This window comes from Enterococcus sp. DIV1283b, assembly GCF_051710965.1.
Lineage (GTDB): Bacteria > Bacillota > Bacilli > Lactobacillales > Enterococcaceae > Enterococcus_B > Enterococcus_B lactis.
The window spans coordinates 1,464,461-1,477,923 of the sequence record NZ_JBIOLR010000001.1; the positions used below are offsets into that span (position 1 = coordinate 1,464,461).

13 protein-coding genes and 1 riboswitch are annotated in these 13,463 nt (G+C 37.4%); all 13 genes read left to right on the forward strand.

The annotated features are described in order from the left end of the window. The first annotated feature begins 4 nt into the window (after positions 1-4). The 13 genes from IGJ53_RS07225 (at position 5) to IGJ53_RS07285 (ending at position 13,441) form a co-directional block, all read left to right on the forward strand. On the forward strand, positions 5-562 hold the full coding sequence (locus IGJ53_RS07225; protein WP_002295944.1) for an Asp23/Gls24 family envelope stress response protein: 558 nt from the start codon (positions 5-7) through the stop codon (positions 560-562). A 30-nt stretch (positions 563-592) separates the two neighbouring features. Then, the gene (locus IGJ53_RS07230) at positions 593-835 is read left to right on the forward strand and encodes a GlsB/YeaQ/YmgE family stress response membrane protein (protein WP_002290686.1); all 243 of its coding nucleotides are present in this window, start codon (positions 593-595) and stop codon (positions 833-835) included. Between the two features lie 339 nt (positions 836-1,174). After that, positions 1,175-2,389, forward strand: a complete 1,215-nt coding sequence (locus IGJ53_RS07235) for an ammonium transporter (RefSeq protein ID WP_010732572.1) — start codon at positions 1,175-1,177, stop codon at positions 2,387-2,389. A 30-nt stretch (positions 2,390-2,419) separates the two neighbouring features. Beyond that, a complete protein-coding gene (locus tag IGJ53_RS07240; protein ID WP_010732573.1) occupies positions 2,420-3,847 on the forward strand; it encodes an amino acid permease in 1,428 nt (475 codons plus the stop codon). A gap of 22 nt (positions 3,848-3,869) precedes the next feature. After that, complete coding sequence (glsA, locus tag IGJ53_RS07245; protein ID WP_002374695.1) at positions 3,870-4,796, forward strand: glutaminase A; 927 nt, start codon at positions 3,870-3,872, stop codon at positions 4,794-4,796. A 207-nt stretch (positions 4,797-5,003) separates the two neighbouring features. Then, on the forward strand, positions 5,004-6,464 hold the full coding sequence (locus IGJ53_RS07250) for a hypothetical protein (protein WP_010732575.1): 1,461 nt from the start codon (positions 5,004-5,006) through the stop codon (positions 6,462-6,464). A gap of 232 nt (positions 6,465-6,696) precedes the next feature. Continuing rightward, a complete protein-coding gene (locus IGJ53_RS07255) occupies positions 6,697-8,460 on the forward strand; it encodes a 1-deoxy-D-xylulose-5-phosphate synthase (protein WP_259741852.1) in 1,764 nt (587 codons plus the stop codon). 85 nt (positions 8,461-8,545) lie between these two features. Continuing rightward, entirely contained in the window at positions 8,546-9,004 is a 459-nt protein-coding gene (locus IGJ53_RS07260) for an ASCH domain-containing protein (protein WP_010732577.1), read from the forward strand. Between the two features lie 114 nt (positions 9,005-9,118). Beyond that, positions 9,119-9,802 carry an N-acetylmannosamine-6-phosphate 2-epimerase gene (locus IGJ53_RS07265; RefSeq protein WP_010732578.1) on the forward strand — a complete coding sequence of 228 codons (684 nt, stop codon included), beginning with the start codon at positions 9,119-9,121 and terminating at the stop codon, positions 9,800-9,802. Between the two features lie 147 nt (positions 9,803-9,949). After that, positions 9,950-10,564: a flavin reductase family protein gene (locus IGJ53_RS07270; protein WP_010732579.1), complete on the forward strand. Its 615-nt coding sequence runs from the start codon at positions 9,950-9,952 to the stop codon at positions 10,562-10,564. Positions 10,565-10,579: 15 nt separating this feature from the next. Further along, entirely contained in the window at positions 10,580-10,786 is a 207-nt protein-coding gene (locus IGJ53_RS07275; protein WP_010732580.1) for a hypothetical protein, read from the forward strand. A gap of 223 nt (positions 10,787-11,009) precedes the next feature. Beyond that, a riboswitch (M-box (ykoK) riboswitch) is annotated at positions 11,010-11,176 on the forward strand. Between the two features lie 124 nt (positions 11,177-11,300). Further along, positions 11,301-12,464: an FtsW/RodA/SpoVE family cell cycle protein gene (locus tag IGJ53_RS07280; protein ID WP_002329236.1), complete on the forward strand. Its 1,164-nt coding sequence runs from the start codon at positions 11,301-11,303 to the stop codon at positions 12,462-12,464. A 92-nt stretch (positions 12,465-12,556) separates the two neighbouring features. After that, positions 12,557-13,441 carry an LCP family protein gene (locus tag IGJ53_RS07285; RefSeq protein ID WP_010732582.1) on the forward strand — a complete coding sequence of 295 codons (885 nt, stop codon included), beginning with the start codon at positions 12,557-12,559 and terminating at the stop codon, positions 13,439-13,441. Positions 13,442-13,463: the final 22 nt, after the last annotated feature.

Genomic DNA, 13,463 nt, shown 5'->3' on the forward strand with positions numbered 1-13,463 from the left:
AAAGATGGAAAACAAAAACATGAATACAACAAATGGATCAGTTTTGGCAAATGAAAAAGGTGAAAACCGCATGATGAATGGTGAATTGACTTATGAAGACAAAGTTATCCAAAAAATCATCGGCTATGCATTGAAAGATGTAGACGGTCTATTGACATTAGATGGCGGATTCTTCTCAAATATGGCTGAAAAATTAGTCAACACAGATAATGTAACAGCAGGTATCAATACAGAAGTAGGGAAGAAACAAGTAGCTGTGGATTTAGATGTGATTGTAGAATACGGTAAAGACATTGAAGACATCTACAACCAAATCAAAGAATTGATCAGTACTGAAGTCAACAATATGACACATTTAGATGTTATCGAAGTGAATGTGAATGTTGCAGACATCAAAACACAAGAAGAATACCAAAAAGATCAAGAAACAGTACAAGACAAAGTAACAGAAGCAGCAAAATCAACAGGACAATTTGCTTCACGCCAAACAGATAAAGCAAAATCTGCTGTAGGCAAAGGTGCACAAAAAGTCAAAGAAAATAACGAACCACGTGTACAATAAGAAGTAAAAGTCAACTAGGAGGAATTTAAAATGGGATTTATTTGGGCATTAATCGTCGGAGGTATCATCGGAGCAATTGCAGGAGCAATCACGAATAAAGGATCATCAATGGGAATCATCGCGAACATCATTGCTGGTTTAGTAGGTTCAGCCATTGGACAAGCTTTATTAGGTACTTGGGGACCAACAATTGCAGGAATGGCTATCATTCCATCATTGATCGGTGCAATCATTTTAGTATTAGTCGTTTCATTCTTTGCACGTAAATTATAAGCAAATTGAAGAAAAACTTATGTTGAAATGAAGAACAAATTTGAGAACCGCAGCGAAACTTGCTGCGGTTCTTTTTTATATATTTTTATATGAAGAATTCTTTATTCTTTATGAAAAAATAGCTTGAAAAATAAAAAAAGACGAAAATAAACGGTTTTCTATAAAAGAAGATCGTTTATTTTTTTGTCTTTATTTGGTCAAAACGATAAGAAAGCACAGCAGACCAAGCGTTTATTGATTGTCTGTCTTTTATAAATACAAGAATGTATTCAAAAAAACAGAAGAAAAATACAAGTAGATTTTCTTTTATACTCGTAAACGTAGAAAGGAGGCGAAATAATGAATACATTACCTATCAATACAGGAGATACAGCATTCATGATTTTATGTACAGCGATGGTTTGCTTGATGACTCCTGGTTTAGCATTTTTTTACGGCGGACTGGCACGGAAGAATAATATACTGACGATCATGACTCAATCTTTTCTCTCCGTTGGGATAACAACGATCATGTGGGTATTCGGTGGATTCGGATTGGCATTTGGACGGGATATCGGCGGTATGATTGGAAATCCGGCAGATTTCTTTTTGATGAGACATGTTACAAGCTTCCCCAACATGTTCCATGGAGCGACGATTCCATTTTTGATGTTCTTTCTTTACCAACTGATGTTTATCGTGATTACTGTTCCTTTGATGACAGGAGCTTTTGCAGGGAGACTGAATTTAAAAGGCTATATTATCCTTGTTGTTTGTTGGAACCTGCTGATTTACTTCCCTGTTTGCCATTGGATATGGGGCGGCGGATTTTTGGATCAGATGGGATTTAGAGATTTCGCTGGCGGAGCAGTCATCCACACGACAGCTGGGTTCGGTTCATTGGCATGTATCCTCACACTTGGACAAAGAAAGATTCCTATGGGCGAAAGAAATCAGCATAGCAGTCTTATGGCAGCTGCTATCGGTACAGGTCTACTTTGGTTTGGCTGGTTCGGTTTTAACTCCGGTGGTGCACTTCGAGCAGATGATCAAGCAGTCAATGCATTTGGTTCAACATTCATCGCTCTCGCATTTGCGATGGTTACTTGGTTGATTATTGCAAAAATAAAAGGAAATGGCTTTGATTTTGTCGACGTACTAACAGGATCCGTTGCTGGATTGGCAGCCATTACGCCTTGTGCTGGTTATGTAGAAGCAAAAAGTGCCATGTTGATCGGAATCATTGCTGGAATCGTCTGTCATGCTGCTGTTGATTTTCGTAAAAAGAAACAATGGGACGATGCACTTGATGTGTGGGGCGTCCATGGAATGGGCGGATTCACAGGGACGATCCTGATCGGAATTTTTGCATCTAACAGCCATTTATTAACAAATCCAAGCAGCTGGTACTTCTTAGGAATCCAAGTGATTGGTGTCATCATTACTGCCGTGTATGCCTATGTGCTAACAGCAGCGATTCTAAAATCAGCCATGCATTTCACAACGATCACTACTACAAAAGAAGAGCAGGAAGAAGGATTAGACTTTTTCTTCTTTGGTAACAAACGCAATTGAAACAAAATCAAATAGAAAAGAGGAAGATTCATGCAACAAAGCAAAACGAAAATTCCTGCAAAAAAATTAACGTTCTTCGGCTTTTTAGCCATGACGATCTCAATGGTCGTTTCACTATATGAATATCCCACATTTGCGACCTCTGGCTTCAGTTTAGTATTTTTCTTGTTATTAGGCGGTTTGCTATGGTTTATCCCTGTGGCATTGTGTGCAGCAGAGATGGCAACGGTGAAAGGCTGGGAAAAAGGCGGTGTCTATACTTGGGTCAGTCGGACATTGGGAAAACGATTTGGTTTTGCCGCTATCTTTTTCCAATGGTTTGAGATAACTGTTGGCTACTTGACTATGCTGTATTTCTTGACTGGTGCATTATCCTACGCAACAGGGATCGACGCTATACAAAACAATAAATTTCTAAAATTGGCTATCTTATTGATTATTTTCTGGGCTATTTTGCTCTCTCAGCTAAAAGGAACCAAATACACTTCTTTAATTGCTCGAATCGGTTTTGTAGCTGGGATCTTATTGCCTGCATTAGTCTTGTTTGGCTTAGGGATCCACTATGTCGCTTCAGGTGCTCCACTACAAACGACACTGTCTATGAAAACATTGATTCCTGATTTTTCAAAATTACCTACGCTGGTTGTTTTTGTTTCCTTTATTTTAGCGTATATGGGAGTAGAAACATCTGCTAGTCATGCAAATGAAATGGAAAACCCTAAAAAGGATTATCCATTAGCAATGTTTGTATTGGTTATTCTGGCCATCATTTTAGACACTTTTGGCGGATTGACTGTGGCTACTACAGTACCTCAACAGGGTTTGTCTCTTAATACAGGAGTGATCCAATCGTTAGAATTCCTATTAAGACACATTGATCCAAGTCTTGCATGGATTGCGAAAATCCTTGCGATCCTTGTTTGTTTAGGGGTCATCGGAGAAATAGCTTCTTGGGTAACTTCTCCTTCAAAAGCACTTCATGTAGCGGCAGAAGAAGGATTACTTCCTGAATATTTTGCGAAAGAAAATGCACATGGTGTTCCTGCGCATTTGATGATTGCAAATGGGATTGTTGCGACAATCTGGGCAGCCGTCTTTACATTAAGTGGCGGGGGGAATAATCTTTCATTTCTTGCAGCAATGTCATTGACTGTTGTGATCTACCTAATGTTGTACTTTATGTTTTTCGCTGGCTATTTGAAGTTAGTGTTTAAAGATGAAAGTCTTGAAAGAGCCTATCAGGTTCCAGGAGGAAAAGTTGTAAAAGTAATCGTTGCTTGTTTAGGTCTTTTGACTTCACTTTTTGCTTTTTGTATCTCATTTGTTCCACCTGCAAGTATTGCAGCTGGACAGCATGGGATTTATGAAACGATTCTGATCGTTTCTTATCTTATCGTCTTAGTTATTCCATTTACGATCTACGCATGCCGTCATAAATTCCAACATGCAGAAAAATAAAAAATGAAAGCTGGTTATTCAAATGGAAGGAAAAGAATTAGAACAATTGATTGGAAAAAATTTCCACTATTATCAAACAGGACAAGTGGCAGACTACATTCCAGCATTAGCTGAAGTAGATCCAAAACAATTAGGTATGGCGATTTATGATCTGGATACAAAACAACTGATCGAGGGAGGAGATGCCGATGTACGTTTTGCCATCGAAAGCATGTCAAAAGTTCCCGTATTGTTATTAGCAATCAAAGATAACGGAATTGAAAAAGTCTTTCAAACAATCAACACGGAACCAACCGGATTTGCTTTCAATTCTATCATGAATATGGAGATCAATCATCGCAAACATCCGATGAACCCATTTGTTAATGCAGGAGCGATTGCAACAACCTCTTTGATTGCCGGAAAAGATGCAGATGAAAAATTTGAACGGATCGTGTCATTTATGAAAGAAATCTGTGATGATCCTGATATCACATTGAATGAAGAAATCTATCATTCTGAATCAAGAACAGGTGATATCAATCGCTCTCTTGCTTATTACATGAAAGGCAATCAAATGATCGAAGGAGACGTTCCAGAGATACTCGATGCCTATTTCAGACAATGTTCCGTCAATGTCACCGCTACAGGTATAGCAAAATTAGCCGCTGTATTGGCAAATAAAGGGATCGCTCCTTGGAATGGCAAACGGCTCATTACTGAAGAAAGTGCAACGATCGTCAAATCGATTATGACAACTGCCGGTTTGTATGATGAATCAGGTGAGTTTTCCGTCCATGTTGGTGTACCTGCAAAAAGCGGTGTAGGTGGCGGCTTGATGGCAGCTGTGCCAAATCGTTACGGCATAGGCGTCTTCAGTCCAGCACTAGATCCATTCGGTAACAGCGCAGCTGGCATCCAATTACTGAAGGACGTAGTCAAAGAACTAGATGCTGATATCTTCGAATAACCTTTCTTGAAAGTGGCTGGGGTAAAAGTCCAAGCGACGCCAAGTTATCGAAACGATAGCTGGGATTGTAAGCTTGATCGACTTTTGTTCCGGCTTCTTTTTTTATTGGTTTTTGAAAGGGGTTTTCTAAACAAAAAGTAAATAAAAAAGCGATTCGTGGATATGTTTAAATTAAACTATAAGAAAAACTGGAGGCGTGTATCAGGAATGCTGGAAAAATACATCGAGCGAAATATATTTAGAAAAGTGTATCTATGCGAACAATTATTTGAATTCCAAGAAATAGATATCGAACAAACAGCTATTTCACTAGGGGTGACCACACCGACGATCCTTCATGATCTAGAAAGTCTAGCCGAGTGTCTGGAATATTGCATAAAAGAACAAATAAGAGAGAAGCATAAGTACAAACTTATATTTAAACGAGGGATTGCTCTTTCTGAGCTTACGCAATTTTTGTATGGTCAATCTTATTTTTTAAAGTTTTTAAGTTATTATTTCAAGGGCATATTCACGAGTACAGAACTGGCTGATCTTGAATTTATTTCTTTGAGCAAAGTATATACGATCAAAAAGAGCGTCTTGGATTTTTTCAAAGAAAATGATTATTTGAAAAATAAAGAAATCATTATTCCAGAATTTGATTCGCGGAATATTCTGCTAGCTTTAGTACGATATATCAATTGGGAAGGATATGAGAGTAAAAATCCGCATGTAGAAGAAGCTTGTAACGAGCTGATTGATTATGTAGAGACTCATTTTTTTAAAAGAAGATATTCGGAAGACGAAAAATTCTTTATCATACGTGGAATAGAGATGGCAATTGGAAGAAAGCCATTTCCCCTTGAACTGAAAGAAGAAGATAAGAAAAGCGCGGAAACGAAGCCGTTATTTCAATTAGTCTGTCAAGGATTGGAAGAGCAAAAAGGGATGTTAGACTTACAGGAAGAAGATGTCTATTATATTTTCTCTTTGTTCAATAGCAGAAATTATACCAATGAGAACATGGAGCTGTTAAGAAAAGATTTCGAAGTTGTGTATAAAAATTTTGTTCTCAATGACCTGTCACTCAATGAATTGATTTTACAGATTCTCCCAGTCGCTGAAATCGACGATGCAGACAATTTTATTTTTAAGCAATCCTTTTTACAATTCGTCCGTACGTTGTGGGCAGACGGTCAAGTATTTTTACCGGAAAGAATCTATCTACTGTCAGAAAAAGAACAGCTTCTATACAGAAAAATAGTAGAAGTGCTAGACGATTGGAAAAAGAAAAACCAAATTCATCTAAGATGGAATGATAATTTCATCCGAAAATTTGTTAAGAGTCTTTCTTTGATTACCAGAGAACAGATGAAACAACAAGAAATAGAAATATTTGTTGTTTCAGAAAGTTCAGTCAAACAATTTTTTTATCGAACCCAATTTCATTTGTATGCTGAAGAAGACATGGCTGAAATAAATCCCATTTTATTTCGTTCTTTAGAAGAATTACCTGATGAATGTTTGTGTTCAAAAAAACGAGTGGTTTTATGCGATGCTGCTAGCTATCAAACTGGTTTAGAAACTGAAAAAACAAAGGTCTATCCTATCTCGTTAAAAGGCGCAAACATCCTTTTGTATCGTATTGCTCAGGAGCTTCATTTATTAAAAAAACATATTTCTTGAGGAGATCTTAAAGCAAGACAAAAATCAACTTTCTACAGAGCTTTTTAAAAGACTGTAGAAGTTTTTTTATTTGTAATCTGATTTGTGCGAAGAACTACTTATATAACAAACTTTCTCTGAATTTTTTTAAAAATACTATTGACTTAGAGTCAACTCTAAGGAGTAGAATAGATAAAGTGTTACAAATCTATTTTCAACTAAAAAGAAGATAGTACGGAGGAGAGAATGTATGATGAGTACAGCATTACATGTATTGGATACAATCAACAGTCCAGCAGATGTCAAAAAATTATCTGTGGAGGAAATGAAACAGCTGGCAGAAGAAATGCGCCAAAAAATCTTGCAAAAGGACAGTGATGTAGGTGGGCACGTTGGTCCGAATCTAGGTGTAGTCGAATTAACGATTGCTTTTCATTATGTATTTGATTCACCTAAGGATAAAATCGTATGGGATGTTTCCCATCAATCTTATGGTCATAAGCTGCTAACTGGTCGGAAAAATGGCTTTGAAAAAGGACATTACCATGAAGTAAGCGGGTATTCCAATCAACACGAAAGTGAACATGATTATTTTACAGTGGGTCACACATCTACATCTATCAGTTTAGCTACTGGATTGGCTAAAGCCAGAGATCTAAAGAAAGAATCAGGGAATGTGGTAGCATTTATTGGAGATGGCTCACTAAGTGGCGGCTTAGCTTTTGAAGGGCTGAACAACGGTGGCGCTTTACAGACTAATCTAATCGTATTAGTAAACGATAATGAGATGTCTATTGATGAGAACCACGGTAGCTTATACCAGAACTTAGCAGAGCTTCGTCAAACTCACGGTGAAAGCAGTAATAACCTATTTAAAGCTATGGGATTTGATTATCGCTATGTGGCTAATGGAAACGACCTAGAGACGGTGATCCGTATATTTGAAGAAGTAAAAGATATTGATCATCCAATCGTACTTCACGTACATACGGAAAAAGGCCGCGGTTATCAGCCAGCAATCGATAATAAAATGAAATATCATTGGCACGTCCCATTTGATCTGTCTACAGGAGAAGCAAAACAGGTGGCTTCTGGAGAAACATTCAATACGATCATCATGGATTATCTGGATAAAAAAGTGCAAACAAGTACAGCACCTATTGCCGCAGTCAATGCAGCAATACCAGGCGCCTTTGGACTGAAAACATTCCAAGAAAAACATCCAGATCATTATTTTGATGTGGGAATCGCCGAGCAGCATTCCATTACGTTTGCTTCTGCTTTGGCTTCTCAGGGAGTACGTCCAGTCGTCTTCCAATCAAGTACTTTCCTGCAACGGGCATATGATCAATTATCACATGATTTAGCGATCAACGAGAATCCAGTCATCCTTTTAGTTGGTGGCGGAACGATCTCTGCTAGTGATCGAACACACCAAGGAACGTTTGACATTCCTTATTTATCAAGCATCCCGAATATCAAATATCTTGCTCCAGCAACAAAAGAAGATATGATTTCTATGCTAGATTGGGCTTTTGAGCAAACAGCACAGCCTGTGGCAATTCGAATCCCTACTCACGGTGTAGAACATGGTAAAGCCATCGCAAATGATTACAGTATTCCAGCCTATCAGACAGTAAATAAAGGCGAAAAAGTGGCAATTTTAGCTTTAGGTGGTTTTCTTGGACTAGGAAAAGAAACAGTGGAAACTTTTAGAGAAAAAGGAATCGAAGCAACATTGATCAATCCAGGAACAATTACAGAAAATGATGTAGAAACATTAGATAAATTAAAAGAAGCCCATGAATTAGTCATCACATTAGAAGATGGTAGTTTATCAGGCGGATTTGGCGAAAAAATCAGTCGTTATTATGGTGATTCTTCAATGCATGTGCTGAATTTCGGTGCAAAGAAAGAATTCACAGATAGTGTTCCAACAGTTAAACTTTATGAACGTTACCATTTGACACCAAGCCAAATCGTTGAGGATAGTCTACGTGTCTTAAATATTCAATAATACATCGTATTTTCCATCCAGATAATCGTTTATACTAGTATCTGGATGGTTTTTTATTATACGAAACAAAGGAGTAGATGCTCTTATGTATCAAAAAGTAGAAGAATATTTCAAAAAGTTTCAAGAAGAATATCCTAGATATCAATCAGAAAAACTAAGCTTTTTTTCATTTGGGAATACAGAAGAAATGGCAGATGAATTGAGTGAATTAGTTGTAAAAAAAATAAAAACCGGTACATCAAGTGGATACGATTTATACAAAAAAGAGAAGGAACCTTTACCAAAAGTGGGCCAGTTAGATGTGGTTCTGAATGGAAAAAATGAACCAGTTTGTATCATCCAAAATATAAATGTGACTATCTTGCCTTTTAGTGAAATCACGGAAGAACATGCTTGGAAAGAAGGAGAAGGAGATCGAACGTTAGCTTATTGGCGGAAAGTCCATACTGACTTTTTCAAGCATGTCTACAAAGAAGCACTGAACACGACATTTACAGAAGAGAAGCTGATCGTATATGAAGAGTTTGAAGTCATTTTCTTTTAGCAAGAAAGGCTTGCTAAAAGAAAAAGGATAGCTCCTTTATTGACTCCTAGATAGAAAAGGGTTACATTTTTATAAGAAGATGTATTTCTAGAGAACGTCATTGGAGGAGATAGTGTGGATGTACTGGAAAAAATAAAAGGTGGGATTGTCGTTTCTTGTCAAGCTTTGGAAAATGAGCCATTACACAGTTCTTTTATCATGGGGAGAATGGCTTTGGCTGCAAAAGAAGGCGGAGCAGTTGGGATTCGCGCAAATACAACAGAAGATATCAATGAAATCAAGCGAATCGTTGATTTGCCAGTCATAGGGATCATTAAAAGAGATTACGATGGGTCAGAAGTATTTATTACTGCGACAGAAAAAGAAGTGAAAGAACTTTTGGAGACGCAAGCTGAGATCATTGCACTCGATGCAACTTCTCGTAAACGTCCGACAGAAAAAATAACAGCTGAGCTTGTCCAAATGATCCACGATCACGGTCGATTAGCCATGGCAGATATTTCGACTTTTGAGGAAGCGCTTCAAGCGCAAGAAGATGGTTTCGATCTCTTGTCTACGACATTAGCAGGATATACAGAATATTCTCGAAAGACACAGACGCCTGATTTTGATTTGTTGAATCAGATCATAGAACAAGTCAATATACCAGTAGTCATGGAAGGCCATACTGACTCTCCAGAACAAGTAGAGAAAGCCTATGAATTAGGTGCTTTTTCAGTCGTCATTGGATCCATCATCACCCGTCCACAATTCATCACTAAAAGATATGTCGAAGCTGCGAATAAAGCAAAGAACTAAAAAATACGTACGGCACAGATTCTTGACAAAAAAGAAAAATTAATAGATAGTTTAAAGCAGATTCTAAGAAGAAGAGGAAAGCGTTGCTTTTCCTTTTGTCTTCGCAGATCTGCTTTTTAGCGAATTTTATAGAAAGAAGGCGAGACCATGTTTGAACGAAGTCCTTCAGAATTGACAGAACGTGAAAATTACAAGTTGCTGATTGGTTCAGTTATCCCTAGGCCAGTTGCAGTAGTAACGACTAAATCCGTAAATGATATAGTGAATATCGCACCCTTCAGTTACTTCAATATCGTCAGTTCGAATCCACCTATCTTATCCTTGGCGATCCAGAGAAAACAAGATACAGTAAAAGACACAGCAAAAAACATTCTTGAGACAAGAGAAGCGGTTATCCATATCCTTGATGAGGACAACGTAGAAGAAGCAAATAAAACAGCAGCTAATCTGCCTAATGAGGAAAGCGAACTACACTTGACTGAATTGACTTTAACGGATTCATCAATCGTTTCAGTTCCAGCATTGACAGAAGCAAAAGTTCGTTTTGAGACCACCTTATATGAACATGTCGAGATACGGAATAAAAATAAAGTAACAGCTGATTTATTTTTATTAGAAGTACAGAAATATCATTTGAATGAAACAGTCTATGATGAAAAGACGGGAAGAATCGACCCAAGAGAATTGAATGCTATAAGCCGTTTGGCCGGAAATGATTATGCAGCAATAGGAGAAATTTTCACGATCGCACGTCCCCAATAAGAAGGAGTAATAGTTATGTTAAAAATAAGTTATAAACCATCAACAGATTCAAAAGAAATGGAAAAAGAATACGAGACAGTGAATGATTTTCTGCAAGGGCAGTATTTAGAAGTTCCGCCATTGCAAGATCATTTTGTCGTCACCAAAGTTACTTTAGACGGCAAAGAAATAGGAGTAACAGACCACACGATTAGCGGATTATTCAATTACTTCAACAAATAAATATTTATTCCGAAAAGTAAAAATCATATAAAAAAACACCAAAAATAAAAAAATTATCAAGGAATCCTGGCAAAATTGAACGAAACTGCGCTGGGATTCTTTTATGTTATTTGTTATTTTTTCCTAAAAAATATTAAAGATTGTTAAATTTCACTATTTCATTTCAAATTCCATTGCCTATTCATTAGGAAAAGTCTATCATGGACTCGTAAATAGAATATAGTAATAACCTTGTTAGGTGAGGCTCCTATACAAACATAGGCTATTGCCCAGAAACGTCGAAAGTCGCCAATGGGTAAAACAGAAACTGTCGGATTAAGGCTTTTTCCAATAGCTAAGAATGTTTTCTTTACGTTGTATAGTGCTAAAACTCGGACGATGAGATGATGCTAGGTCAGAATTCTTGTTCGAAAAGGTTTCTGACCTTTTCTTTATATTTTCAAGACTGCCTTATTTGAAGAGACAAACTCGCTCCTCACCTGACAAATGGATTACTGTGTGAGGAGGAGATGCGGTGAAAAAAAGAAAAAAGATCGATTGGTGGATTTTGGGTCCTTATTTGACTTTGTCCATGATCGGTCTTTTAGAAGTATACAGTGCTAGTTCTTATCGCTTATTGCAAGCAGATGAAAATACAAAAAGTCTATTATTGCGCCAACTGATTTTCATATTTTTGAGTTGGGGCGTAATCTTCTTAGCTCGTTCAATCAAACTGCACTATTTACTTCACCCTAAAATAGCAGGATATGGTTTAGCTTTATCGATTTTCTTTTTAATCTTAGTACGAGTAGGAATATTCGGTGTCACTGTCAATGGCGCACAACGTTGGATTTCTCTGTTTGGCATTCAATTCCAGCCTTCAGAATTAGCAAATCTTTTTCTGATTTTTTATCTAAGCTGGTTTTTTCGTGACGGAAATAATCCGCCAAAAAATCTAAAAAAACCATTCCTGATTACAGTAAGCATAACTTTGCTGATTTTATTCCAGCCAAAGATTGCTGGAGCATTGATGATTCTTTCGATTGCTTGGGTCATTTTTTGGGCAGCAGCAGTTCCATTTAAAAAAGGAATCTATCTGATTGTTACTTTTTCTGCCTTATTGATTGGAGCAGCCGGCGGAGTATTATATTTAGGAAACAAAGGCTGGCTTCCCCAGATGTTCAATCATGCTTATGAAAGAATTGCAACTTTAAGAGATCCTTTCATAGATAGTCATGGTGCGGGCTATCAAATGACTCATTCGTTTTATGCACTATACAATGGTGGCATATGGGGGAGAGGATTAGGAAACAGTATCACAAAAAAGGGATACCTTCCAGAGACAGAAACAGATTTTATTTTTTCGATCATTACAGAAGAGCTTGGGCTAATTGGTGCATTGTGTGTACTTTTCTTATTATTCTCATTATGCATGAGAATCTTTTGTTTAAGCAGTCGTTGTAAAAATCAGCAAGCTGGATTGTTTCTTTTAGGATTCGGAACTTTGCTATTCGTTCAGACGATAATGAATGTGGGAAGTATCGCAGGGCTTATGCCAATGACTGGAGTGCCATTACCATTTGTTAGTTATGGAGGAACAAGTTATCTGATCCTTTCTTTAGGAATCGGGATCACGTTGAATATTTCTTCGAAGATACAGGCCGAAGAGTTGCCGCTCTATCGACCTGAAAAACAATAAAGAGAAACTGAGAATCTCTCAGTTTGAATTATCATAAAGGACTATCTTTTATTTTTCAAGCGAGAGATTCTTTTTAGAAAGAGGAATTCGCAATGAAAGTATTTCAAAAAATCATATTATCTGTTTTGTTACTGCTTACACTAGTAGTCGGCTTTTTTTCGATTGAATTTGTCCATGGATTTTCGTCTGCAAAACAGACCTCAACTGTGAAAAAGGTAGAGCCGAAAAGTGTCCCTACCACACTAAACGTGGCTTTGATTGGTTCGGATGCCCGTTCGAAAGACGAAAATGGTCGCTCAGATTCACTTATGGTTGCACAATACGACCAGAAAACACAACAAGCAAAACTAATCTCTATCATGAGAGACTCATATGTCGATATACCAGGTTACGGAATGGATAAAATCAATGCAGCGTACTCATACGGAGGAGTTGATTTATTAAACCAAACATTAAAGGAAAATTTCAAATTTGAAGCCCCGTATTATGCAAGTATCACATTTCAAGATTTTATCGATTGCGTCAATGAACTGTTTCCAGATGGAGTAGAGATTGATGCAGAAAAATCTTTAGATTTAGATGGCGTATATATAAAAAAAGGGAAGCAAGTAATGGATGGCAATACGTTACTGCAGTATGCTCGTTTCCGTGAAGACGAAGAAGGGGACTTTGGGAGGATTAGAAGACAGCAACAAGTGATTAAAGCGATCTCTCAGCAGCTGAAAGACGTCACTTCGATATTTAAATTACCGAAAGCAGTGGGAAAACTACTTGGTAGTATCCAAACGAACCTTCCTGAGAGTGTGTTACTGGATTGCGGTATGGATTTCCTCAAAGACGATAATAAAAAGATAGATACATTATCCGTACCAGTAGACGGCAGTTGGGACTTCAACGACAATACGCCTTCCGGAAGTGTTCTGGAATTAGATTTGACCAAAAACCAAGAAGCGATCAAAAAATTTCTGAATAATTAAGTAAAGAAAATAAAATAAAAGA

Bases quoted from the DNA above. Each gene is read 5' to 3' on its own strand.
- IGJ53_RS07225 (WP_002295944.1), top strand. From the start codon at position 5: ATGGAAAACAAAAACATGAATACAACAAATGGATCAGTTTTGGCAAAT.
- IGJ53_RS07230 (WP_002290686.1), top strand. From the start codon at position 593: ATGGGATTTATTTGGGCATTAATCGTCGGAGGTATCATCGGAGCAATT.
- IGJ53_RS07235 (WP_010732572.1), top strand. From the start codon at position 1,175: ATGAATACATTACCTATCAATACAGGAGATACAGCATTCATGATTTTA.
- IGJ53_RS07240 (WP_010732573.1), top strand. From the start codon at position 2,420: ATGCAACAAAGCAAAACGAAAATTCCTGCAAAAAAATTAACGTTCTTC.
- glsA (WP_002374695.1), top strand. From the start codon at position 3,870: ATGGAAGGAAAAGAATTAGAACAATTGATTGGAAAAAATTTCCACTAT.
- IGJ53_RS07250 (WP_010732575.1), top strand. From the start codon at position 5,004: ATGCTGGAAAAATACATCGAGCGAAATATATTTAGAAAAGTGTATCTA.
- IGJ53_RS07255 (WP_259741852.1), top strand. From the start codon at position 6,697: ATGAGTACAGCATTACATGTATTGGATACAATCAACAGTCCAGCAGAT.
- IGJ53_RS07260 (WP_010732577.1), top strand. From the start codon at position 8,546: ATGTATCAAAAAGTAGAAGAATATTTCAAAAAGTTTCAAGAAGAATAT.
- IGJ53_RS07270 (WP_010732579.1), top strand. From the start codon at position 9,950: ATGTTTGAACGAAGTCCTTCAGAATTGACAGAACGTGAAAATTACAAG.
- IGJ53_RS07275 (WP_010732580.1), top strand. From the start codon at position 10,580: ATGTTAAAAATAAGTTATAAACCATCAACAGATTCAAAAGAAATGGAA.
- IGJ53_RS07285 (WP_010732582.1), top strand. From the start codon at position 12,557: ATGAAAGTATTTCAAAAAATCATATTATCTGTTTTGTTACTGCTTACA.